This is a genomic window from Psychrobacter sp. G, from assembly GCF_000418305.1.
In the GTDB taxonomy this organism is placed as follows: Bacteria; Pseudomonadota; Gammaproteobacteria; order Pseudomonadales; family Moraxellaceae; genus Psychrobacter; species Psychrobacter cryohalolentis.
Genome location: NC_021661.1, coordinates 195517 through 220217 on the forward strand (window position 1 = coordinate 195517; position 24701 = coordinate 220217).

Below are 24701 nucleotides of genomic sequence, written 5' to 3' on the forward strand. Positions count from 1 at the left end.
TGTTGCTTAGAACAGCGAATATCGCTAATACTTAAGTGGTCTGTATTAGTTTTTTCTAGCTTAAAAATAGATATTTATATTAAAAGCTATTAATATCAGAAGGTTAAGCCTATTAACCTTCTGGATTTAAACTGATGTAAGCATATGCTTACACGCAATGACGTTTACGCGACTTAACAGTAGCTCAATAATTTGACACTATACACACACGGCATAAGGGAATGTGACTCAAGGATTGAGTTGACCGTATTAAGGATAATATTTCAACGGCTAGCATCAGGATGATAATAGCAATTGGATTAAGGACACATAACCCGTGTTGCAGGCAGATAATGCCACTAGTAGTAAAAAGGGCAGGATGCCCAACTGTCACAATATGCTCAATATCTTGCAAGGATGCAGTGATTAGAGCTGTGGTGGGTAACAAGGATAGTTAACAATAAAACCGCATAACAATTAATTGCTATGCGGTTTTATCGTATCTGAGGTTTGAGTTTTGTCCCTGATAAGCATTTGCTGATACACTGAGCATAAAAAAACCGCATTAGTTTCTAATGCGGTTTTCGTTTAAATAATCTGCCTATAAACATTTTATCTTAACTCTTGTTACAAGCATCACTATTTACTAGTATTTATTTTCAGTACGCCATGCATCTACTTCACGCTCAGCGTCATCTTTACTATGACCATAACGCTCTTGTACTTTACCAACGAGCTTATCACGGCTACCTTCAACATGTAATAAATCGTCATCAGTAAGGTCAGCCCATTTCTGCTTTGCTGAGCCTTTTACTTGGTTCCACTCGCCTTTTAGAGTATGTTCATTCATTGCTATTTTCCTTGTTTTAGTTATTGCGTCTTTTACAGTAGCTGTTATTTAAAAGTTAAATCAACAGGTTGCATCACGCTTTAATATTCAAATTATTATTTATGATTCTTATTGCTAGTACAGTATTGCTGTTAAATAGCTTATTTCTTATATAGCGTATTTTAAAACACTTAACTACATTACAAATAGCCAATGGCTAACTTGTGCTACTAATATATGAATTTCAAAATGCTTTGTCTGTATGGACAATGTTGATACTGTTGCTCAATTATAAAAAAAATCATGACTATGTTATGAGCAGTCTAGTTATGTAATCATTAGGATATTTTGTCAGTGAGGTACGTAACTAAGGTGCATAACTACAGTGCACACATTTGGCTATGAGTTACAGCATCAGCGAGATATAGTAGAGAATAGACTGTCAGTAATCACAGTCTTAAAAAGGAATTCAGTATCGATTTATTGAGAATGACAATATAAAACAGGGAGCGTGACCGTGGTGACTGAACAAATCAAATCCAAAGAGCAGACGCATTTTAGAACCTGTACTCTGTGTGAGGCAATGTGTGGTATCGAGATAAAGCACGATGGCAAAAAGGTTTTATCGATTAAAGGGGATAAGAGCGATCCATTTTCTAAAGGGTATATTTGCCCAAAAGCGACTGCCTTGCAAGATTTGCATGAGGATCCTGACCGCCTGCGTCATCCTGTTGAAAGAACGGCTAAAGGCTGGAAAGAAATTAGCTGGACTGAAGCGTTAGATAAAGTCGCAGCTGGTATTGGTGCAGTGCAAAAACAACATGGCAAAAATGCTTTTGGTGTTTATTTGGGCAATCCCAACGTACACAATCTGGGTGGCATGCTGACGATTAAGTATCTGCTAAACAGCCTCAAAACGCGCAGTCGCTTCTCTGCCACTTCGGTCGATCAACTACCGCACCATATCGTTAGCATGCATTTATTTGGGCATATGCTGCGTATTCCTGTGCCTGATGTCAATCGTACTCAGTATATGCTCATCATCGGTGGCAATCCGCTAGCGTCTAATGGCAGTATCATGACAGCACCAAACATGCGCCAAAAACTAAAAGACATTAAAGCACGTGGTGGCAAAGTCATCGTCATCGATCCAAGACGTACTGAAACCGCTGATATCGCAAGCGAGCATCACTTTATTCGTCCAGCGACTGACGTGTTGCTACTACTAGCGATGCTCAATGAGATTTATTTGCAAGGCTATGCTGATAAAGCAAGTATCAATAATAGAGCAGCAGCACTCGCGCCAGAAATAGAGCGACTGGCAGATTTTGCCAAAGACTATAGTGCAGAGTCAGTTACTGCTATTACGGGCATAGCCGCCATCGACATCAAGCGACTGGTCACAGAATTTTGTGAAGCAAAAAGCTCGGTTTGCTATGGTCGGATGGGTATATCAGTGCAGGAATTTGGTTTATTAAGCCAGTATTTGTCTATGGTTATTAATATCGTGACGGGGCGCTTAGATGAAGTAGGCGGTTTGATGTTCCCGAATGCTGCAGTCGATGTGGTGAATAATTCTGGTCCGGGGTATTTGGGTAAGCGTCATAGTCGTGTCAGCAAGCTGCCTGACTTTAATGGTGAATATCCCGTGGTTGCCATGAGTGATGAGATATTGATCGAAGGTGAGGGGCAATTAAAAGGCTTTATGACTGTGGCAGGTAATCCTGTCTTGAGTACACCCAATGGCGAAAAATTAGATCAAGCCTTTGAACAGTTAGATTTTATGGTCGCCATTGATTATTTTGTCAATGAAACCAGTCGCCATGCTAATATTATTTTGCCACCAGTCTCACCGCTAGAGCGCGACCATTACGACGTTACCTTTAATAATTTTGCCGTACATAACGTGGCTAAATATTCAAAAGCGTTGTTTCGTAAAGATAAGGACGCCAAGCATGACTGGCAAATCTATCTAGAGCTGGCAAAGCGCTTGGATAAAAAAGCGTCTTTAGCAACCAAAGCCGAACGGCTATTGATAAGGCGGATAGGACCGAAATTCGTACTCGATCAGGGATTACGGCGTGGACCTTATGCTGGCATGACACTGAACAAGCTCAAGAAAAATGCTCATGGTCTTGATCTAGGACCGCTCAAAACCATGCTGCCGCAAGCATTAAAGCATAAAGATAAGCAGATTCATCTGAATGTCGATTTTTATCAAGCAGATCTTGCCCGCGTGCAAGCGATGATGCAAAATTATGATGACAGCGAGATTTTATTGATAGGTCGTCGTCATGTCCGCAGTAATAATTCGTGGCTGCATAACAGCTACCGCTTGGTCAAAGGTAAGCCGCGCTGTACGCTCATGCTGCATCCAGATACTGCTGCGCAATATGGTATTGAGGATGGTCAAGACGTGAAAGTCACCTCGCGCGTCGGTAGCGTGATTGTTGCAGCAGAAATCACTGATGAGTTGATGGCGGGGGTAGTGAGTATTCCGCATGGCTTTGGTCACGGCCGTAAAGGCGTTAAGCAAAAAATCGCCCAAGCGCATGCAGGTGTCAGTGTGAATGATCTGACAGATGATACGTTGATTGATGAGTTAAGCGGTAATGCCGCTGTAAATGGCGTCCCTGTGCAATTGGAAGCTATACATGCAGGAACTATATCCCCAGAAACTGCTGGATTCTCAGAAACTGCTGAGTCAAACAGTTCGAACTCTTCGTCAAATTCAAAAGCCGAGTCGGGTAGCGCTGCATAAATACAATCAGTCCTATAGTTAAGATTGGACTCGAAAGCGCTTATTTATAATGATAAGCGCTTTTTATTTACCTTATTAATTTGTCTTAGACTAAATCTAGATACCGATAAAATCAAAATCAACCTCAGGTATCTCGCCTTGTATTAGTAAGCTAATCGCTTTAGCCGAACCACATGCATGCGTCCAGCCAAGCGTGCCATGACCAGTATTGAGCCATAAATTATCAAAAGTGGCGTCAATATTTCGACTACCATGTCGGACTTTACCCATATGCGCGCGCCCTATTAACGGTACATTTGATGGTGTCATTGGTCGTAACCCTGTCCAATATTGTACAGAGTTGGCAATGATGCCTTTGGGAAACAATTGCTGCACGCGGCGAGTAATGGCTTCACAGCGTACGGTATTCAAATCTAAGTTGTAGCCATTAAATTCTGCTGTCCCTGCCACTCGCAATTTATCACTAAGACGCGATGTGACCAGCTTAAACTCATCATCAATGAGACTGACAAAGGGTGCTAGATGGGGTGCTCGTGGGTTGATTTGATAAGTGGCTGAGTAGCCTTTGGCAGGGAAAATAGGCAGATGCATACGAAGAGGTTTCATTAAAGCGACGCTATGGCTACCAAGCGCCAATACATGGCTATCTGCACTAAAGGTTTGCGCATTTTCGCCTTTGGGTCGAATGGTAATGCTATGTACGTGCGGACGCGCAGAGTCAGCATCCACATTAATCGCTAAAATCTCAGTGTCGTATAAAAACTTAACGCCAGCCTCAGCGCAGCGTTCAGCTAAACGCTGAGTAAATAGATGGGCATTGCCTGACTCATCATGGCTGGTATACGTCGCGCCTTTGAGCTTATGGGCAATGGGGTAGAGTGCTGGCTCGAGACTAACGGCATTATTGATGTCAATCACATAACGCTCGCAGCCAAGCGCCTGCATACGCTCTGTAGGCGCTATCGCAGCATCAAATTCCGCTTGATTGGTATAAAAATGCATGATACCGCGCGTTTGCTGTTCATAATCAATACCAATATCAGCACGCAGCTGCTGCAAAGCATCTCGTGAGTACAATCCCAAACGTACCATTTGCACCAAATTGGCATCAGCACGATCTGCGCGGCACTCTTGCAAAAACTGCATCGCCCATTTAATTTGCGCCTTATCCGCACGCAACCGATAAAGCAGCGGTGCATCCTCGCGAAACAACCATTTGAGTGCTTTTATCGGTGCAGTAGGATTTGCCCAAGGGGTCGCATGCGAGACTGATATCTGTCCGCCATTGGCAAATGAGGTTTGCATACCTGCCGCTGACTCACGCTCAATCACGGTCACATCATAGCCTGCTTGGCGGAGATACCATGCGGTGGTCACGCCCACCACGCCTGCTCCGAGTACCGCAATATGGGTCATAGATTACTCTGCTGCGATTGATGAAATTAGATGAGAGCGTTGTTATCTGGTATTACTTGGGGCGAGCAACATCCGCTTGTAGCGCCAATGGTAAGTCCAATATGGTCAGATTACTTTCAGCCAACTGTTCTGGACGAGCCACGACCAATGCCTCAAAGCCTTCACTAGTAGTAATCGCATTGACGACTTGTACTTTATCCAGTTTTTCACCAGCGGCAGGAGTTGTACCTGAGCCTTTTACACTTGTTCCTTTTACATAGTGCAAAAACGCTTTCGGCGCTGATTTAAAGTAAATACGGGCGATGACTTCTTGACCCAAATAACAGCCTTTATCGTAGTCCATGCCGCCGCGCTGATGCAGACGCAACTCTTGTGGTTGGAATTCGCCTTGCGTTGCCGCTACTATCCAATAGTTACCAGTTGCGATACTAGACTGCATCCAAGCTTGAATATTCTTAGATGTATTGTGGTCGTCCTGATGGCTAAAAGTCGGCACTTCATCAATAACACAAGGATAAATAGGTGTCGGGGCACTAGTATCAAACTTTGAAAAGGCACCGAATTTTTTTAAATGTCCTTGGAAAGCCTCAGCGCAATCTGCACTGATGACCATGTCAAAATGCTTTTCCGCTTGTTTTTTAATCCAAATACCGAATTCTATGCGACCTTTTAAATTCCCAATGGCTGCGGCTTGATAGCTAAGACCGAGCTTAGTGACATCACAAGTTAATTGTCCTTGCAAAAATTTTTCGGCATCCTCGCCTTGGATAGATAATTGGGAAAACTGTGGCAATGCCGCCGTATTGATAGATTGAGTCATTGTTATTATCCTTCTGAAAAGAGGTTTTTTATAAAGCACTAAATGTTAAGAATAAGTATCAAAAAATGATAGCTCAGATTTTTATGCCAAGATAAACAATTATAAAATCAGATGAGGCTAAGAAGAGTACCACAAAAAACACCCTCATAAAAAACGTCATCGTTAAGATAGCTATCAAGCGTTAAATTGGGCATAGCCAGCGGTTTTCAAGCGTACAAATTGGTTAAAGAGTGCGAGTTACGGTACAATGTGAGCTCTGGAATAAACCTAATATATGATGGCTGCCGAGGGAATTATGAGCTTACCAAATTGTCCGAAATGTGATGCTGAATATACGTATGAAGATGGCGCGCTGCTGGTATGCCCGATGTGTGCTCATGAATGGACAGTGGCAGAAACCGATGTAGCACAATCTGAAGATCAAGACGCGGTCATTCGCGATGCCGTTGGTAATGAGCTGCAAGACGGCGATGCCGTGACCGTGATTAAAGATTTGAAAGTCAAAGGCTCTTCAACCGTTATCAAAGTAGGAACAAAAGCAAAAAGTATTCGTCTATTGCCAGATGCGACCGATGGTCATGATATTGATTGTAAGCTTGATGGCTATGGTCCGATGAAACTTAAATCATCGGTAGTTAAAAAAGCTTAAGCCACACACTTATTGTGAAAAAAATAATACAAATTACTGAATAGACAATCCCTAATTATAAAATCACTAAATAAAAAACGATTAAGTAGAGAATAACTATGAGCACTAAAAATGAACAACTATTCGCGCAAGCACGTAAGCATATCCCTGGCGGTGTAAATTCGCCTGTCCGAGCTTTTGCTGGTGTCGGTGGCACGCCAATCTTTATGCACCGTGCCAATGGTAGCAAAATCTATGATACCGAAGACAATGCTTATATTGATTATGTTGGCTCTTGGGGTCCAATGATTTTGGGTCATGCCCATCCAAAAGTTATTGATGCGGTCAAAAAAGCGGCTGATGATGGTTTGAGCTTTGGTACGCCAACGCCATTTGAGACCACCGTTGCCGATAAAATTTGCGAAATCGTCCCGAGTGTTGAGATGATTCGTATGACCAGCTCAGGCACGGAAGCGACGATGAGTGCGATTCGTTTGGCACGTGGTTATACTCAGCGTGACAAAATCGTCAAGTTTGAAGGCTGCTACCATGGTCATTCAGACAGCCTACTAGTAAAAGCAGGCTCAGGCATGCTGGATATTGGTGAGCCAACATCAAAAGGTGTACCAGCAGATTTTGCCAAGCATACTATTACGATTCCATATAACAATCCGCAAGCGATTAAAGACTGTTTTGAGAAATGGGGTGAAGAGATTGCCTGCGTTATCTTAGAGCCTATCGCTGGTAACATGAACATGGTGATTCCAAGCCAAGAGTTCCATGATACGTTGCGCGAGCAGTGTACTGTAAATGGCGCAGTATTGATTTTTGATGAAGTGATGACGGGCTTTCGTGTTGGACTTGGCGGTGCGCAAGCGCACTTCGGTATCGACCCTGATTTGACTTGCTTTGGTAAAATCATCGGTGCAGGATTGCCAGTTGGTGCTTTTGGTGGCAAAAAAGAAGTCATGTCTTGCATCGCGCCACTTGGCGGTGTCTATCAAGCGGGCACGTTATCAGGCAACCCACTAGCGATGCGTGCTGGTATTGCGATGTTTGAAGACTTAACGGCAGACGGTTTCTATGACGAGCTATCAGCGAAAGTAGATCATTTGGTTGATGGCTTCCAAGCGGCTGCTGACAAGCATGGCATCAATATGCGCACCAATAAATTGGGCGGTATGTTTGGAATGTTCTTTGTCAAAGACAGTGCGACGACTGTACCTCAAAACTTTGATGAAGTGACTGAGTGTGATATGGAGTTATTTAATACCTTCTTCCACGGTATGCTTGATCGTGGTATTTATCTGGCACCGTCTGCTTATGAAGCAGGCTTTATGTCTATCAAGCATAGTAACGAAGATATTGAGGCGACTATTAAAGCCGCTGATGAAATATTTGCAGAAATGGCAAAAGCGTAACACAGCAGTTTTAGGCGTCTGAAAAAACCAGCATAGTGACAAGATTACTGTGCTGGTTTTTTTATGAATAATAAAGGCAGTTGTATTTATCGCACTTTATCAAACTTACGGTCTCTCAGACTCAAATTACCTCGCAGCACATCCGCATACATACGAAAATCACTAGCAAAGCTTTTTAAAGGAAATTTAAAAGAGGCGGGTTTATTCTTTTCAAAGAAAAAATGTCCGACCCAAGCGCAAGCGTATCCTGCGGCAATACCTTTAAGTAAGGGTTTTGCTGAGCGATTCTTAACAGATTTTGCCAGTCCAATTAACCCAAAGCTACTGCCTGCAAAATGCAATCTACGGCAAGCCATATTTTGATGCTCATCAAGATAAAAGTCATAAAATGACGGTTTGTCTGAGCTATCCATTTTTATTAGATTGTTCCGGCTGTCTTTTTCGGCAGTAATTTCTTTAGTTTGTGACGTTTGCGTAGGGGTGTTATTCATCGATTTGGCTTCCTTGTAGGTTATGTCTCATCTATCCGTAATGAGTCTTGTCAGTAGAATGAAATAGCTTGATACCATAAAGCTCATAGGTAAGTACTTGTTCTCTATTATAATATAGACAATAGTGGTGGTAGCAAGCCAATATTGAACAAATAATGGCTAAGGGCAGAAGATATTTTTTGCTTCACAAAGTACCTATCCTGTTTTTAGCCGCTGTTTAGCGGTTGTCTTCGCTTACTTGCCAGCGTTTGGCATAAATGTTTTAATGGCAAAACTTGCCATCATTTATGTGACTATTATCTTTTTTATATATGGTAGTCCTTACTTTAATCCAACGTACTTTCTATTTTAAAAGCCTAAACCCTTTTAATTATCTTTTGATCTGACATGGTAACGACCTTCCTTATGCCCAAAGACAACCTAAAAAATCCACCACTCGCAGAAGATGAACTGATGGCAGCCATTGATATTGGCTCCAATAGTTTTCATTTAGCCATTGCTCGCCTCGATCATGGTGAAGTGCGAAAAGTGGTGTCTATGTCTGAAAAAGTTCAGTTAGCTGCAGGACTGGATGAGCATAATATTTTGGGTGCAGCAGCGGAGCAGCGTGGTTTAGACTGTCTCAGCCGCTTTGTGGCGCGTCTAGATTCGGTGCCTCCTGAGCGTATTCGTATTGTTGCGACCAACGCCTTACGCCAAGCCAAAAATGCCAATCATTTTATCAGCCGTGCCAATAAAATCTTACCCAAGCCTATTGAGATTATCGCGGGACGAGAAGAAGCGCGTTTGATTTATTTAGGAGTCTCGCATACCAATGCCAGTAGTGACAAGCGTCTGGTTATCGATATTGGTGGCGGCTCAACAGAGTTTATTATTGGCCAAGAGTTTGATCCATTATTGACCGAGAGCTTACAGATGGGCTGTGTTGCCTTTACGCAGAAGTATTTTGCTGATGGGCAAATTACCAAAGAGGCCTTTAACAACGCCATATCGGCTGCGCGCAAAGAAGTACTGGCGATCAATGGGCGCTACCAAAAAGTAGGCTGGAGCAGCGCCATTGGATCGAGTGGTACGATTAAAGCGGTACGTAACGTCCTTGTTTCAAAAGGTTGGGCAGACGAGCAGGAGCGTATCACTTATAAAGGTGTTAAAAAGTTAGAAAGATTATTGCTTAAAATTGGCAACGTTGATGACATTGATTTAGAAGGCGTCAAAGAGCACCGTAAAGCCGTATTTCCAGCAGGCGTTGCGGTATTACGAGCAGTCATGAAGGTGTTGGGCGTAGATGCTATTACTTACTCAGATGGCGCGCTACGCGAAGGTGTCATGTACGATATGCTTGGACGATTTGCCAGTGAAGACGTACGTGACCGCAGTGTATTGGCACTGATTAAGCGCTATTCAGGCGATAAAAAGCAGGCTAAGCAAGTAGTCAAAACCAGTCGCCACCTTTTTGGGCAAGTGCAAACTAAACTTGGACTCAGTACGGAAGATGGCGATCTACTCAGGCGAGCTGCATTTTTACATGAGATAGGGCTGGCGATTGCTCATAGTAGCTATCACAAACACAGTGCGTATTTGATGGAACATTCTGATATTCCAGGGTTTTCACAAGTCGATCAAAAACGTATGGCACAGCTGATGTTAAATCATCGCCGTAAGCTCAAAGCAGATATGTTAGAGCAGACGTGTACTATCGGCGGTGATCAGCTCGTTTATCTGTGCTTGCTGCTACGTTTGGCAGTACTGGCACATCACAGTCGCAGTGATTATGAATTACCAACATTAGAATTAAAAGTAGATGATGACAATCATTGGCAAATCATGGTTGGTGATAGTAGCGAGCACTATGCTTTCTTATTATCTGATTTGCAGACTGAAATAGAACAATTCGCTAAATGGGGCGTCAAACTAAGCGTCATTGAGGTTTAATTTTTTATCAGCTAAAACTGTTAGTAGATTACTTGATTAATGCGGTTAGAAATAACATAACAAAAGCGGTGTTGTCGGTAATGTTATGGCATATAAGATGTGCTATTATGGTTTTTATTGAGTTTACAACTGTACTTTCATTATCCTAAAGCCGATAACGATGTTATTATTAAATATAACCATATTGAATATATTTCTATTAAGTATAACTAAGAAAGGGAAGCGTCTATGAGTACCGTCTGGGATAGCGTTCAGCTTGCACGGCATGCCAAACGTCCATTGTTTATGGACTATGTAAATCAGCTATTTACCGAATTTGATGAGTTGCACGGCGACCGCGCTTTTGCTGATGACAAGGCAATCCTTGGCGGACTTGCACGCCTAAACGGTATGCCAGTGATGGTTGTTGGTCAACACCGTGGTCGCAGCACACGTGAGCGCATTGAGCATAACTTTGGTATGGCAAACCCTGAGGGCTATCGAAAAATCATTCGTTTGGTCAAAATGGCTGAGCGCTTTAATATTCCGGTTATGACCTTTGTCGATACCCAAGGAGCTTATCCGGGTATTGGCGCGGAAGAGCGTGGACAAGCACAAGCCATTGCTGAAAGCATTGCTGTGTTTTCTAGTTTAAAAGTGCCTATCATCGTCACCATTATTGGTGAAGGCGGCTCAGGTGGCGCATTGGCGATTGGCGTTGGTGATAAAGTAAATATGCTACAAAATAGTATTTATTCAGTCATCTCTCCTGAAGGCTGCGCTTCTATTCTATGGAAAACTGCCGAAAAAGCGCAAGATGCCAGTGAAGCCTTAAAGTTAAATGCTATCAATTTGTATCAAATGGGCTTGATTGATGCGGTCATCGACGAAGGTGAAGGTGCTCATATTCAGCCACAGCCAGTAATGACGGCATTAAAAGCTCTATTGGTTGAGCAATTGGATGAGCTGAAAGATTTAGATACCCATACGCGTTGTGAGCTACGTTATGAGAAATTCAAATCGTTTAACTCAGAAGTCATGTTGCCTTGCTAGTATGTTCCATCGCTAAATAGTTGACAATCAGCTTTTAGCACTAGAGGCTTACGCTTAATGTTAAAATAAAAACGTGTCATGTTATGGCGCGTTTTTTTGTGTCAATTAATTCATATACTAACTAATGAGATAAGGTCAATGATGAGCAGCAGTGCAATCCTACCATATCCTATTGAGCCAATAGCTGAACTGCCGATTGACGATAATTTGGCAGAGGCATTATTGACCAGTATGTCTGAGTATGGCGAGCAGTTACAGGGTCGGCGAATTTGGCTGGCCTGTAGTGGTGGGCGTGATTCATTGGCACTGGCAACGCTATGTGTGCAACTCTATCAGCAAGGTCGACTGCCATTTTTACCGCAACTATTGCATGTCAACCATGGCTTGCAAGCGGATAGCGCTATTTGGGCTGCGCACGTTGCTAACTGGGCAAAGGCTCAAAAGATACCATGCACTATTTTGCAAGCACACGTAAATGGACGTGATGAGCAAGCCGCACGGCAAGCACGTTATGATGTGATGCGTGCGCAACTCAATCAAGATGATGTATTACTATTAGCCCATCATGCTGATGACCAAGCTGAAACTGTGTTGATGCGGTTGATTCAAGGCGCAGGAGTAAATGGTCTGTCGGGTATGCATCCGTGGCGTGTACAAACGCAGGACGCGCATCGCATCATATTATGGCGACCTTGGCTCATTATACAGCGCGCCGATATCAGCGCCTATGCGCAGCGTTTAAAGCTGCCTTATATTGATGATCCCACCAATAACGGCGGTGATAATATGCGTAGCGGACTGCGCCGTGACATCATGCCAGTATTGGCAAAATACAATCCCAACGTTATTGATAACATAGCTCGTAGCGCGATTTTACTCAGTGATGCGCAATTAACCGTTAAGGCACAAGCGGCAGAGGATTTAAAGCAGACAGAGGTAATATCATTACAGCTACCATCTGCCCAGCGTGTGCTAAATATAGATAAGCTGCAAAAGTTACCGCTTTATCGCCAGCGCCAATTATTACATCATTGGCTTGGTCAAGATGAGCCATTACCACCCGCTAAGCAGCTTGTCGATAACGTATTGAGCCTAAGCCAACGTGATGACCATGACCATCAAACGGAATTGTTTTGGCAAGGACGCGAACAGTCATATACTATTCGCCGTTATCGTCAGCAGCTTTATCGTCTAAGTAGCGACTGGCTCAAATGGTTAGAGTTGCCGCTTGCCGAACAGACGCAGAGCTTGTTGATTAATACTGAGTCTAATCTTATTGGGGCAGATGTTCATGCAACTGGAAGACAACCCGTTCCAATTAATTTACGCAATGATGATAAATTCACTTGGCAATTACAGATTCTGCCAAATGAAGTAATGCGACTATTAGAAAGCGATAAAGATAAGGTTGCGATCACTTTTGCGCCATTACATCGCAGCACGCGTATCCAAACCGCATTGGCGTCGCGTCCACAATCGGGCAAAAAGCTCTATCAAACCTTAGGTATTCCATCATGGATGCGTGAGAGTTTGGTAGTCGTTAGCGTGACTTTGATAAATAAAGAAAGTAGTGAAACCGAGCTTTTAGAGAACGATTGCCCGATAGAACAACCTATTTTATTATTATCACCTCTTGAAAACTGGGTGTTGGATGGTGCTAAGCGGTTAACTAATACTGTAAATAATTCTTATAGTATAGAAAGTGCTATTAGCAGCTGTTTAACCGTACCTAGCTCGTTTTGATGTTTGTTACTCAAAGCCTTGAGTAGGGTAGATCTTCATTTTTTTGATCATTTTGATATCTACTATTTGTGTATCTTTATAATCTTCTTCACTTTTTTCACCATTACAGACAAAGCCGAATTTCTTATAGAAATGAATGGCAGGCGCGTTATTCTCTAATACCCATAAATAAAAATTTGCATTGATATTAAAACTCAATATGGCTTGTAATGACCTTTTCATCAATTCGGTGCCTATACCTCGCCCATGATATTCTGATAAAACATAGAGAGTTGTAATTTCATAGCTATTATTTTTAGTAAAATACCCAATAAATCCTAAACTCTTATGATTAGCATCATAGGCTATCCAAATAATGACATCAGGATGATTAATCAATTCCTGCCACATTTTTGTTTTTTCACTAAGGTTGTTTTTATTGTTGATATAAGACTTAGGTAGCAGATTCAAGTAGGCGTCATGCCAACTTTTGCAATGGATATGAGCAATATCCGCAAAATCTTTTGAATGAGCTTTACGAATGCAAAACATGTTTTTCCCCTGTACCACTCTACCTAAACGACTTTTTAATCTAACAGGTAAGCTGTGTGATATTCGATGTTAATTTAGTATCTCAATTAAACGGTAGTACTAGTAGTACTATTAGTTAGCGTTTGAATTTCCCGAACAGCGCCAGTAGCAGTATGGTAAACTGAGTGTCATTTTACCTATCATTATGTTAGTTTGAATACCTTTGGTTTTTTGAATAGGAGACATGTATGTCAGTATTAGATAATAAGAAAATCAGCTTTATCGGTGGCGGAAATATGGCGCAGGCTTTGATTAGCGGGCTTGTTAGCTGCGGTGTCAAACCGAGTCTGATTACCGTTGCTGATCCGAGTAGCGAGGCGCGTGAGCAATTGGCTGCTAAAGGATTGAACACGGTTGATCCAACTGCTGATGCAAAAGCTGCCGTTATCGATGCTGACATTGTGGTGCTGGCGGTCAAACCGCAAGTGATGAAAGCGGTAGTCAGTAGCTTTTCGGATATCTTAGACAAGCAGCTGGTGATTTCAGTGGCAGCAGGTTTGTCGACTGAGCTTTTATCTGACATGTTGGGTGGGTATGACAATATCGTCCGCGCGATGCCAAATACACCTGCAATGATTCAAATGGGCGCAACGGGTCTGTACGGTACTGATGATATTTCTGCTGAACAGAAGCAATTGGCAACGGCGGTCATGGAAGCATCAGGATTGGTCATGTGGGTCGATAATGAAGAACACATGCATGCGGTAACTGCTGTATCAGGGTCAGCGCCAGCGTATATGTTTTACTTTATTGAAGCTATGGTTGATGGGGCAGTGGCTCTAGGATTGGATAAAGAGCAGGCCTCCGCGCTTGCTATGCAAACCATGTTGGGCGCGGCAAAAATGGCAATGGGTAGCGAAGATGCGCCAAGCGAGCTACGTCGTAAAGTGACCTCACCAAACGGCACAACCCAAGCTGCGATTGAATCGATGCAAGCCAATGATATTGGTCGTCAAATTGGTGAAGCCATGCAAGCGTGCTACGATCGCAGCCAAGCTTTGAGTGAAGAGATGAGCAAATAATCATCTTTATAATAGAGGTAGTATTTTATAAAATGCGGCCTCTGACTGGTTATAATAAATGCCTGATAATGACATTCGTCATCCTCAAACCTGTTAATAATGTCACATTGAGTAGCGCTTCATGAACAATATGTTATTGCAAATTTTTGATTTGGTCACCACCTTCGCCATGATGTTGGTGTTTATTCGTTTTATGCTGCAGTTTGCAGGGATGGATGCCAGCAATCCTATGATTGCGCCTGCCTATAAAGCGACCCATATCGTCGATGTCTTTGGACGTATTTTTCCAACCGTTGCACAAGGTCGTATTAGTATCGCTGCCATCGTGCTGATGTTTTTGATTCGCCTGATTGATATCGCAGGAAAAGCAGCATTAACACATAAGGGTATTGCGCCAGTCCCATTGTTTTTTACCGGTACTATCAGCTTGGTTTTAGACTTTTTACGCATGTGCCGCTACTTGGTGATAGGTTCTATCATCGTTAGCTGGATTGTGGTTTTTACACAGTCTCAGCATCCGCTTATCGGTATTATTGTTAATTTAGCAGAACCTATTTTGGCACCGTTTCGCCGTATTACGCCAAACTTAGGCATGATTGACTTATCACCGATGATTGCCTTTTTTGCCTTTTACCTACTCGAAATCTTTATCGGTGGTTTAGCATCAAGCTTTATGCCGATGTTGGGTTAAGCCATTTAAGTTAAAAAGATTTTTGGGATAATAAAATTTCAAATAAAAAAGGCGCTCTATACAAGATAGAGTGCCTTTTTTATGTTCGTTATTTAGATAAAATCATACGATAAATACTAAGGGCTAAAAGCGTACAAAGCGGTTGGGTATCAATTGCGCTTTAGCATCCTCAGAGTGCGGTGCATCAGCGGCACGCAGCGTTTTGGTAATCCAGCTATCCGCCGCCTTTACCGCCTCAATAAGCGCATCACCCATCGCTAAGCGCCCAGCGATAAAGCTCGCTAGTGAACAGCCAGAGCCGTGAAATTCACCTTTTAGGCGTGGTAAGACACTTTTATGTACCATCTCGCCTTTTATGTATAAATACTGCTCAATATCACCGCTATCGAAGTCGTGTGAGGTTTTGACCAGTACTGCATGAGTGCCTTGTGCACATAACTTCTGAGCACCTATATGTAAGTCTTGTTCAGCACTCAAGGCGCGCAGCTCATGAGTGTTAGGGGTAATCAAGGTGGCATAGGGTAGCAGCTGTTTAAAGGCGCTGACTAGCGTCTGCTCATCGCCTAAGCTACCACCACTGTTGGCAACCAATACTGGGTCCAATACAAAAGGAGTACCCTTAATAATGATCTCGTCAGCAAATAACTGGGTGAGCATAGTGATATTATCAGTCGTACCAAGCATACCAGACTTAATGACATTAACAGATAAGTCATTAAGTACAGCGCTAGCTTGATCTTTAACTAAATTTGCCGCGCACGCATCAAAGCCGAAGACCTGTTGCGAGTTTTGTATGGTAATAGCCGTACAAGCGATAGCAGCATGAGCGCCTGCTTGACCGATGGCTTCTATATCTGCTTGTAATCCAGCACCACCTGAGGGGTCTAAGCCTGAAAAGCACAATACGACTGGTCGCATAACACATCCTTTGATATCTTTTATAATAAGTGGTAAATACTATAGCCATCTACTGCCAAAAAAGCCATAAAGACCGATAAATCGATAATTATGCAAAAAGCATGATTAAAAGGACAGACAATGCTTGCAATTCGTTTTGGCTTTGCTATAATACTCGCCCACGGCATAAGACGTATTGTTAGCATCAGTACTATGTTTAAAGAGGTGTTTTTATTAAAAATACTTTGATAAGTGTCTTAAATCGTTAGGTGAAGTGGGTGAGTGGCTGAAACCAGTTCCCTGCTAAGGAACCATACGTGTAAGCGTATCGAGGGTTCGAATCCCTCCTTCACCGCCATTTATTCGTTATTATTAGAGTAATAACGCAAAAACAGCGTTAATTATCTTCTGTTTTGTTAAAACAAAAATTAATTTGATTTTAACAAAAAAGATGTTGACACAAGCGAAATTGTCTATATAATGAGCAACCTAATTTACTGTAATTGTTATTAACAAAGCAGTAAATGATGTGTAAAGTACGCGCTTGTAGCTCAGTTGGATAGAGCACTTGGCTACGAACTAAGGGGTCGGGAGTTCGAATCTCTCCAAGCGCACCATTTTACATCATCGCCTATTTACTAAATCAATCGCCTGTCTTATGACAATTTGGCGGTTTTTTTACGTCTGCGATTTCTTCATATCCAATCGACTATCCTGAGTATAGTGTACGATAAGTGCCTGAATTACGGTACAATAGCGCTATTATTCATTGCTTGCTATGAGCTGGTACCATGTCAAAGAGTTTATCTAAACGCCCGTCTAAATCCGCTGCTAAAGCCAAAAAATCTGCACCTCATACCTCTGAGGTTGAAGAGCTAGCGATTGCTAAACCCAGCACCCGCATGGCAGCGATTCTTTATGATGGTATGCTGATTTTAGCATTATTATTTTTGGTAGGGACGGTCCTGACGGTGATTGGCACCTTGTTGACGATGGAGACGGGTAGCGAGTCGTCACAAGCTCAATCACTGCCAACATGGTATCAAAACGTTATTATGACACCCTCTTTTATCCTGACGTTGGTAGGGTTTTATGGGTTGTTCTGGCGTCGCGGTGGGCAGACATTAGGTATGCAGACTTGGCGGCTTAAAACCGTTAATAACAGCGGTCATCTGCTCACGTGGGGGCAATCCTTTAAGCGTGTTCTAGCAGCCAGTATCATGCCACTTATATTTGGCCTCATTGGTAGTGTCATCGGTGGCTCGCGTGCTATTTTATTGACCAGTGTCTTTCTGGGCTTTGTTTTTAATTATGCTTTTTGCCTATTCAACTCACGTGGTCTCGCAGTGCAAGATATACTATCGAATACCATTACCTTAAAAATGCCAAAAACAGAGAATGAAGGACTATGGCGAGTGATTAGAAACCGCAAGCGAGGAAAATAAACCGCATTATCATTGCCATAGTCTGTCAACATATTTTAAACCTTACATGTTGGCTGTTTGCATCAACCATAAAGTATAGCCGACAAAGAATAAGACCAAAGTCGAGCCAGAAGCGCGACCGAATGGACGCTTACTCATAAAGGCAAAAACCGCCATAGCTACCAGTAAGAGCGTGACCAGACTCATCGCCAATATATCACGTGATAAGATAATTGGGCTGACTGTGATTGGCGCTATAAGCGCTGCGAGACCAACGACGCCCAAGGTGTTAAATATATTAGAGCCGATAATATTACCCAGTGCCATGTCGTGCTCACCTTTACGTGCGGCTGATAAGCTTGCGACCAATTCAGGCAGCGAGGTTCCAATAGCAACAATAGTCAGACCGATAATCAGCTCGCTCAATCCCCAAAACGTTGCCAGCTCAACGGCCCCCCAGACGATGGCTTGCGAGCTTGCTACAAGCATTGATAAGCCAATGACTAAACTGCCTAAACCGCGCATCAAGCTAGGATGGTTGTCCTCTGTACCGCTCAAATTTTCTGTAGTAGCCTCTTCATCATTTGATTTGCTTTCACGTAAACTAAGAATGATCTGAATTCCCAACACAATAACCAATGATGCCAATAGTACCAGACCATCAGTTAGGCTTAATAGCCCGTCACGAAGCTGCCACGCTGCCAATGCAGTGATGACTACCAGTATTGGCAGATCGCGCTTGATGACACCTTTATGAATGATAATAGGGCTAATGAGTACCGTTGCACCCAAGACCAAAGCAATATTGATGATATTAGAGCCATACGCATTACCTAATGCGAGTTCAGGGCTGCCTTCCAATGCTGCCAATGCAGACACGACCATCTCAGGGGCAGATGTGCCTACTCCTAATATGATAACGCCAATTAAGAAGCTGGGCGCATTAAACTTTTTTGCTAATGCTGTTGCAGCATCAATGAAGACATCGGCACTCCAAACAAGAATCGCAAGACCAATCAATATTGCAATAACTGCCAACCACATTTAGACAACTCCTTCGTTAGAGATAAAAAACAGATATTGGATTTTTGAGCAAGCTTATGTCATATAAAAATGGCATAAAAAAAAGCTGAATCACAATCTGGATTCAGCTTCGATATAAGTACAAGTATTTTAATGGGCTTTTGACAGAAATGGCAACCGTGTGACCATGTATTTACTCATGGTTTATGTAACAAGTTCTTAAATGATTTTCTTAGGCCACTTGTACTGGAATAATATTTGCGGTGTCTTTAACCGTATTATCTTCATTGCAATAGACCAGTCTTGGCTGGTACGTTGACGCTTCAACTTCATCAAAATGTGCATAGGCACAGATGATAACGATATCGCCTAGGTCTGCCATATGAGCTGCTGCACCGTTTAAGGAGATAATACCAGAGCCCGCTTCAGCGCGAATGGCATAGGTGCGAAAACGTTTGCCATTGGTGACATTATAGATGTCGATAGATTCGTTTTCACGCAGACCGGCAAGGTCTAACAAATCACCGTCGATACCGCATGAGCCTTCATAGTGAAGTTCGGCATGAGTAACACGGGCACGATGTAATTTGCACTTGAGCATATTAAGTAGCATAGATTGCTTCCTTAGTGTAACGGATATAAATGAGTCAAATCAAAACGTTAATGGGGATTAACTTGCTAAAATAAAAGGCCATTATAATTGAAACACCATTCATTCAGGTAATTTAAAACCATTAATTTGCGAACGTGCTTTTTCGACATCACCGCCTAATAGTAAAGGCAGGGCGTCAAAAGCAGCAGATAATGCATTATCAATAGCAATCTGCTCATCTGGCGCAGCTTTTGAAAGCACATGACCACTGACTTTAGACTTGTGACCCGGATGACCAATACCCACACGCAGACGATGGAAGTCGTTACCAATATGGGGGGTTATGTCACGCAGACCATTATGACCACCATGACCACCGTCAGTTTTGAGTTTGATGCTACCAGCAGGAATATCAAGCTCATCATGGGCGATTAACAGCTCGTCATTATCAATGCCATAAAATTTAACCATGGGCACGACCGACTGACCTGATTTATTCATAAAAGTCAGCGGCATCAATAGACGTACGTCATGCCCATGAATCTGCCCGCGTCCTGTCACTCCATGGAATTTTTTGTCGGGGGCGAAAGTGATATTAAACTGCTGAGCCAAATGAAGGACGAACCAAAATCCTGCATTATGGCGCGTAAACATATATTCCTGACCCGGATTACCAAGACCGACTATAAGCTTTATGGCCATAAAAACATCCTGCTTGACTATAATAAATGAGTGGTCAGGTCTGATTTCTCAAACCTTACTTACAAAAACAGCAGGAGATATTCATCACCTGCTATTTTTTGACTGAACGAACCTTACATTATATAGACAATAATAAGTCGCTATATAAAGCCGGTTTATTACTCGCCGTCTTTGCTTTCGTCAGTACCTTGCTCAGTCGCAGGTACGTCAGCGGCATCAACTTCAGAAGCTTCGTCAACTTCTTCAACCGTTGGTGGCTGCATGTTCACGATCGTACGGTCATGACCATCTTCTAATTCAAGCTCAGCAATAACCACGCCTTCAGGAAGAGTGATGTCTGATAGACGGAACAAATCGCCAATTTCCATACCAGATACATCTATTTCTAGATATTCAGGTAACTGTGATGGTATGCAAACGATTTCGATGTCAGTTACTAGTGTTGATAGAACACCACCAGCTTTAGTACCAGGCGCTTCTTCACGACCAGAGAAATGAACAGGAACATTCATGTTGATTTTCTGACCTTTCACAACGCGCTGGAAATCAGCATGCATTGGGAAACCTTTAGCAGGATGGCGTTGCAAGTCTTTAATAACTACTTGATGTTCTTCGCCATCTACATTCAAAGTCAAGATGTGTGAGAAAAACGCTTCAAATTCTAGTGATTTTACTAGCTCATTGATTTTGATAGAGATAGCGGTTGGCTGCTCACCACCACCATAGATGATAGCAGGAACTAGGTTCTGCTTACGTAGGCGGCGGCTCGCACCTTTACCTTGAAGCTCAGCAGAACGATCAACTGCGTTTAATGCAAAATGATTAATAGTCATGGATGTAATCCTATAAAAAAATGATGAAGTGTCTGGTCATAAAAAAGTGGATTTGCGACCAATCCACTAATACGTGATGATAGCTAGTATTTGTCGTGCGTGATAAACGCCGATAATCAAATCTAGCCATGTGCTTAACCTAATGATTGCCATGATAAACATTATAAAGAAAATCATTATTTTAAACGTGATCAGCACTTTTAATAATACCGACTGTTTTAAATCATAAAAAACGGTCAGCACAGGCGCGCATTATACGTGATTAGCTAATAATAAGAAAGACCTACATAAAATAGCTGGGCAAAACCCTTATGCAAGATCCTTATGAAAAACACCTATACGAACAACAGCGCAAAACTGTTAATTAAAATCATTAAACAAAAAAAGCGCCAAGTAATGAAACTTGGCGCTTTTTTCAATCTATGATAACTATTAAGCGTCAAACATCGCGCTGATAGATTCTTCGTTATTAATACGGCGTAAGCTTTCAGCCAACATTGGCGCGATGCTCACTTGACGAATCTTGCTGCAAGCTTTGGCTGCATCAGACAATGGAATGGTATCAGTAACGACAATCTCATCCAATTCTGATTCACTGATGTTCTTAAGCGCATTACCAGATAGGACAGGGTGGGTGATATAAGCCACTACGCGGCGTGCACCGTTTGCCTTGAGTGCTTCGGCAGCTTTACATAGCGTGCCAGCCGTATCGACCATATCATCAACGATGACACAATCACGGTCACGGACGTCACCAATAATGTGCATCACTTGCGACTCATTGGCACGGGCACGACGTTTATCAATAATCGCCATGTCAGTATCGCCCAACTGCTTAGCCATCGCACGTGCACGAACCACGCCGCCAACGTCAGGAGAGACAACCATGATGTTGTCATAATCTTGTTTTTGTAGATCGTTAAGCAATACAGGCGTGCCGTATATATTATCGACTGGGATGTCAAAGAAACCTTGAATCTGATCTGAGTGCAAATCAACGGTCATCACACGATCGATACTAACGATGTTCAACATGTCAGCAACGACTTTAGCAGAGATAGGCACACGAGCTGAACGAGGGCGACGGTCTTGACGGGCATAACCAAAATAAGGCATGACTGCTGTAATACGACCAGCACTAGAGCGACGCAAAGCGTCTGCCATCATCATGATTTCCATCAAATTGTCGTTGGTCGGTGCACAAGTAGGCTGCATGATAAACACGTCTTTACCGCGCACGTGTTCTTTGATTTCTACGGCAATTTCGCCATCAGAAAAACGCGTGATGTCAGCTTTACCAAGAGGTATATGGAGATGATCGGCTACGGTTTTTGCTAATTCTGGGTGGGCATTGCCCGTAAAAATCGCCAAATAAGGCATGACAGAAGTCCTATTGATTGACTCAAGCAGCGACCGCTAAGCAGTGTCAAACTGCTCAAATTCAGAAAAGAGTGGTGAAAAAGATTGATGACTACTATTACAGTAAAAAATGGCAGGGGTAGCTGGACTCGAACCAACGGATGTCAGGATCAAAACCTGATGCCTTACCAACTTGGCTATACCCCTGTAATGTCTAGGCTGTGTACGTCGATATCTAAAAGCAACTTTTTAACAGTCATTATTAGAATAGCGTCACGACCTGTTTGTTATCTCATAAACAGAAAAATCGTCTAAAACATAACTTTTCCCTAACGGTGTTCATTGCGAACTATACCGAAACTGGGATAACATTGTCAATGTCAATAAGATAAGCGGCTGTCTATAAACTGCTTATAATAAGTACACATCTAATGCTTTGAGCTTAAAAATGGCAGGGGTAGCTGGACTCGAACCAACGGATGTCAGGATCAAAACCTGATGCCTTACCAACTTGGCTATACCCCTATTGAGGCGACCTATTATAATTAAATTTTCAGATTTTGCAAGTCATTTTCGCCTTTTTATAGCTTTTATTAAAAAATAGGTCAAAAATAAAAAGGGTATTGGATCCATAAAACTTTTTACGCTGTATTTATAGTCCTCTTATTTTCACACTATAGCTCAAATCTAACTCATAAATTACGAACTAAATAGGCAGGACAGGGCGCCTCTTCAATCCACTTTGCCAAACGCGCTTTATCAGATATCACACCTGCATCCAAAGGCAAAAATACTGCGCTACCGGAACCGGTCATACGAGCTGTCCCTGACGCTTCTTTTTCTAACATTTGTAAATATCGTAAGGCTTCATCGACGGCAGGAGCAAGACTGGTGACCACTGGCGTAAAGACATTTTGATAAGGCGTGTTTAAATGTTGCACATAGTCATTGGACTGGTTTTGAATGGTCTTAATTGATAGCAGGGCGATATCTCGCTGTAGCTTGGGGTGCGCAAAAAGCTCGGCAGTATTAACGTGAGCATTAGGGGTCAATACTAAATACTGTTGCTCGGGCAAATCAATCGCTGTCAGCTCTTCGCCAATGCCCATCGCAATAGCATCTTGTCCAAAGATAAATATCGGTACATCCGCGCCAATGCTTGCGCCAATTTTTATAAGCGTATCTTGATCAAAATTAATCTGCCATATTCTATTTAAGACTAATAATGTCGTCGCGGCATTGGACGAGCCACCACCTAAGCCTGCGCCCATCGGTAAGTGCTTATCTAACCTCACTGACACTTTCGGTAGATTCTTAGGTAGCGAATTTGAGTCTATGGCAGATGCCAGTAAGGCATTAGCCGCTTTAAAGATCAAATTGTCCTCTATGCTGCTGGTTATGGTGTCGGCACCACTTAGCGTGAGTAGCTGACCACACATGCTACTATTATCTACAGCGCTATTGTCTGCTACGCTATCAATAGTAATTATTAATTCATCTGCTACTGAAAAATGCAAATAATCGCCCCAATCGAGCAGGCGAAACACCGTTTGCAAATTGTGATAACCATCAGCGCGCTTACCGGTAATATGCAAAAATAAATTAATCTTTGCTGGTGATAAGCGCGTGATGACAGATGAATTAGTAGCGTTCTTAATCATAAATGATGGTCACAATTCTCAGGTGCAATTTTAAAACGCAAACAGCCATTTATAAAAATGGCTGTTTGCAATAGCGATCAAATCTAATTGGTGCTATTACTTTTGATGATCAATTGTCATAACAACTTTATTACCTTGCGATTGAACTGCACTGATCTTATTTGGTAATTTATCATTGCCTTTGTAGCTAAAGCTGGCACGCCATTCGCCATTTACAGAGCTAATTAGACGGTTTTGAGCATCAAGCTGCGGTGCGCTGTCTGAAGGCGCTGGGCGTCCAGAAATCCAGTAAGGCATCTGAGAGATAGGTGCTTGCCAACCGGTGGCTTTTTTAAGCAGGGTTTCAGGGTCCGCCGCATTCAAAGTACCGGTTTTTTCGCTCACCAAAGTCGCAGATTGACCATTGTATTCGATATTGGTTTTACCAATGCCTAACGCACCAATGAGTTCAATGGCAAAGCGATCATTCTGTTGACCCCATGCATAAAATGCACTGCCGCCTTGCGCCCCTGTTGTATCACTCGCAGCCGTTGTAACACCAATCTTACCTGTAATATTAAAGCTCTCAAGTTTCTTTGGTTGTTCAGTATTTTGACCTTGAATGGTTGTACTAGGCTGGTTGGTCGCGTTGGCGGTCTTCATAGACTGACAGCCAGAGGTAATTACCATTGCTGCTGTCATAGCGGCAAATAGGGCCAATTTATTAGGTTTATAAAAAGATCGCAGGGTAGACATGATGTTTCCTCAAAAATGGACAAATTTGCAAAATTTTTGTTTCGAGAGCAGGTTAGCTTAAGTGTTATTTGTTACTCAGTTATGCGTGGCTGTTAGCTTCTTATACATGACTTGTAATAATAGGATGTCGTATTCGAGGA

The 24701-nt window shown here is 42.5% G+C and carries 22 protein-coding genes and 4 tRNA genes; 11 read left to right on the top strand and 15 right to left on the bottom strand.

Annotation, left to right across the window (positions count from 1 at the left end; genetic code table 11):
* Positions 1-625: 625 nt before the first annotated feature.
* Positions 626-829: a CsbD family protein gene (locus PSYCG_RS00840; protein WP_011512540.1), complete on the bottom strand. Its 204-nt coding sequence runs from the start codon at positions 827-829 to the stop codon at positions 626-628.
* 499 nt (positions 830-1328) lie between these two features.
* Here PSYCG_RS00840 and PSYCG_RS00845 point away from each other — a divergent pair, with 499 nt between their 5' ends.
* The gene (locus PSYCG_RS00845; protein WP_227500749.1) at positions 1329-3569 is read left to right on the top strand and encodes a molybdopterin oxidoreductase family protein; all 2241 of its coding nucleotides are present in this window, start codon (positions 1329-1331) and stop codon (positions 3567-3569) included.
* 96 nt (positions 3570-3665) lie between these two features.
* On the opposite strand, the gene PSYCG_RS00850 is transcribed toward PSYCG_RS00845, so the two are convergent.
* Entirely contained in the window at positions 3666-4985 is a 1320-nt protein-coding gene (locus PSYCG_RS00850; RefSeq protein ID WP_020442540.1) for a D-amino acid dehydrogenase, read from the bottom strand.
* Positions 4986-5037: 52 nt separating this feature from the next.
* A complete protein-coding gene (locus PSYCG_RS00855; protein ID WP_020442541.1) occupies positions 5038-5805 on the bottom strand; it encodes a YgfZ/GcvT domain-containing protein in 768 nt (255 codons plus the stop codon).
* Positions 5806-6100: 295 nt separating this feature from the next.
* Here PSYCG_RS00855 and PSYCG_RS00860 point away from each other — a divergent pair, with 295 nt between their 5' ends.
* Both PSYCG_RS00860 and hemL read left to right on the top strand, forming a co-directional pair.
* Entirely contained in the window at positions 6101-6454 is a 354-nt protein-coding gene (locus tag PSYCG_RS00860; protein ID WP_011512544.1) for a zinc ribbon domain-containing protein YjdM, read from the top strand.
* Between the two features lie 98 nt (positions 6455-6552).
* A complete protein-coding gene (gene hemL, locus PSYCG_RS00865; protein ID WP_020442542.1) occupies positions 6553-7854 on the top strand; it encodes a glutamate-1-semialdehyde 2,1-aminomutase in 1302 nt (433 codons plus the stop codon).
* Between the two features lie 86 nt (positions 7855-7940).
* Here the strand turns inward: hemL and PSYCG_RS00870 are convergent, their stop codons facing one another.
* A complete protein-coding gene (locus PSYCG_RS00870) occupies positions 7941-8345 on the bottom strand; it encodes a DUF962 domain-containing protein (protein ID WP_020442543.1) in 405 nt (134 codons plus the stop codon).
* 405 nt (positions 8346-8750) lie between these two features.
* Between PSYCG_RS00870 and ppx the strand changes: the two genes are divergently transcribed.
* The 3 genes from ppx to tilS all read left to right on the top strand — a co-directional run bounded on the left by ppx (position 8751) and on the right by tilS (position 13052).
* Positions 8751-10277 carry an exopolyphosphatase gene (ppx, locus tag PSYCG_RS00875; protein WP_020442544.1) on the top strand — a complete coding sequence of 509 codons (1527 nt, stop codon included), beginning with the start codon at positions 8751-8753 and terminating at the stop codon, positions 10275-10277.
* 228 nt (positions 10278-10505) lie between these two features.
* On the top strand, positions 10506-11309 hold the full coding sequence (locus tag PSYCG_RS00880; protein WP_011512548.1) for an acetyl-CoA carboxylase carboxyltransferase subunit alpha: 804 nt from the start codon (positions 10506-10508) through the stop codon (positions 11307-11309).
* 138 nt (positions 11310-11447) lie between these two features.
* The gene (gene tilS, locus PSYCG_RS00885) at positions 11448-13052 is read left to right on the top strand and encodes a tRNA lysidine(34) synthetase TilS (RefSeq protein WP_020442545.1); all 1605 of its coding nucleotides are present in this window, start codon (positions 11448-11450) and stop codon (positions 13050-13052) included.
* Positions 13053-13058: 6 nt separating this feature from the next.
* On the opposite strand, the gene PSYCG_RS00890 is transcribed toward tilS, so the two are convergent.
* Positions 13059-13583 carry a GNAT family N-acetyltransferase gene (locus PSYCG_RS00890; RefSeq protein ID WP_020442546.1) on the bottom strand — a complete coding sequence of 175 codons (525 nt, stop codon included), beginning with the start codon at positions 13581-13583 and terminating at the stop codon, positions 13059-13061.
* A 227-nt stretch (positions 13584-13810) separates the two neighbouring features.
* Between PSYCG_RS00890 and proC the strand changes: the two genes are divergently transcribed.
* Both proC and PSYCG_RS00900 read left to right on the top strand, forming a co-directional pair.
* Complete coding sequence (proC, locus tag PSYCG_RS00895) at positions 13811-14644, top strand: pyrroline-5-carboxylate reductase (RefSeq protein WP_020442547.1); 834 nt, start codon at positions 13811-13813, stop codon at positions 14642-14644.
* Positions 14645-14765: 121 nt separating this feature from the next.
* Positions 14766-15335 (top strand): YggT family protein, encoded by a 570-nt coding sequence (locus tag PSYCG_RS00900; protein ID WP_011512552.1) that lies wholly within the window; start codon positions 14766-14768, stop codon positions 15333-15335.
* Between the two features lie 123 nt (positions 15336-15458).
* Here the strand turns inward: PSYCG_RS00900 and PSYCG_RS00905 are convergent, their stop codons facing one another.
* Positions 15459-16253, bottom strand: a complete 795-nt coding sequence (locus tag PSYCG_RS00905) for a hydroxymethylpyrimidine/phosphomethylpyrimidine kinase (RefSeq protein ID WP_020442548.1) — start codon at positions 16251-16253, stop codon at positions 15459-15461.
* Positions 16254-16500: 247 nt separating this feature from the next.
* Between PSYCG_RS00905 and PSYCG_RS00910 the strand changes: the two genes are divergently transcribed.
* From PSYCG_RS00910 to PSYCG_RS00920, 3 genes are all read left to right on the top strand, one after another.
* Positions 16501-16590: transfer RNA gene (locus PSYCG_RS00910), tRNA-Ser, on the top strand.
* A 182-nt stretch (positions 16591-16772) separates the two neighbouring features.
* Positions 16773-16849, top strand: a tRNA-Arg gene (locus PSYCG_RS00915).
* 174 nt (positions 16850-17023) lie between these two features.
* A complete protein-coding gene (locus PSYCG_RS00920; protein ID WP_020442550.1) occupies positions 17024-17677 on the top strand; it encodes an RDD family protein in 654 nt (217 codons plus the stop codon).
* Positions 17678-17719: 42 nt separating this feature from the next.
* On the opposite strand, the gene PSYCG_RS00925 is transcribed toward PSYCG_RS00920, so the two are convergent.
* The 9 genes from PSYCG_RS00925 to lolB form a co-directional block, all read right to left on the bottom strand.
* A complete protein-coding gene (locus tag PSYCG_RS00925) occupies positions 17720-18700 on the bottom strand; it encodes a calcium/sodium antiporter (protein WP_020442551.1) in 981 nt (326 codons plus the stop codon).
* Between the two features lie 211 nt (positions 18701-18911).
* Positions 18912-19292 carry an aspartate 1-decarboxylase gene (panD, locus tag PSYCG_RS00930; protein ID WP_011279481.1) on the bottom strand — a complete coding sequence of 127 codons (381 nt, stop codon included), beginning with the start codon at positions 19290-19292 and terminating at the stop codon, positions 18912-18914.
* Positions 19293-19391: 99 nt separating this feature from the next.
* Positions 19392-19973: an aminoacyl-tRNA hydrolase gene (pth, locus tag PSYCG_RS00935; protein WP_020442552.1), complete on the bottom strand. Its 582-nt coding sequence runs from the start codon at positions 19971-19973 to the stop codon at positions 19392-19394.
* A gap of 158 nt (positions 19974-20131) precedes the next feature.
* Positions 20132-20806 carry a 50S ribosomal protein L25/general stress protein Ctc gene (locus PSYCG_RS00940; RefSeq protein ID WP_020442553.1) on the bottom strand — a complete coding sequence of 225 codons (675 nt, stop codon included), beginning with the start codon at positions 20804-20806 and terminating at the stop codon, positions 20132-20134.
* A 432-nt stretch (positions 20807-21238) separates the two neighbouring features.
* On the bottom strand, positions 21239-22186 hold the full coding sequence (locus PSYCG_RS00945; RefSeq protein ID WP_011512558.1) for a ribose-phosphate pyrophosphokinase: 948 nt from the start codon (positions 22184-22186) through the stop codon (positions 21239-21241).
* 110 nt (positions 22187-22296) lie between these two features.
* Positions 22297-22372 (bottom strand) — tRNA-Gln (locus PSYCG_RS00950).
* 242 nt (positions 22373-22614) lie between these two features.
* Positions 22615-22690 (bottom strand) — tRNA-Gln (locus tag PSYCG_RS00955).
* Positions 22691-22857: 167 nt separating this feature from the next.
* Positions 22858-23826 (bottom strand): 4-(cytidine 5'-diphospho)-2-C-methyl-D-erythritol kinase, encoded by a 969-nt coding sequence (gene ispE, locus PSYCG_RS00960; RefSeq protein WP_020442554.1) that lies wholly within the window; start codon positions 23824-23826, stop codon positions 22858-22860.
* 96 nt (positions 23827-23922) lie between these two features.
* Positions 23923-24561: a lipoprotein insertase outer membrane protein LolB gene (gene lolB, locus PSYCG_RS00965; protein WP_020442555.1), complete on the bottom strand. Its 639-nt coding sequence runs from the start codon at positions 24559-24561 to the stop codon at positions 23923-23925.
* Positions 24562-24701 lie beyond the last annotated feature (140 nt).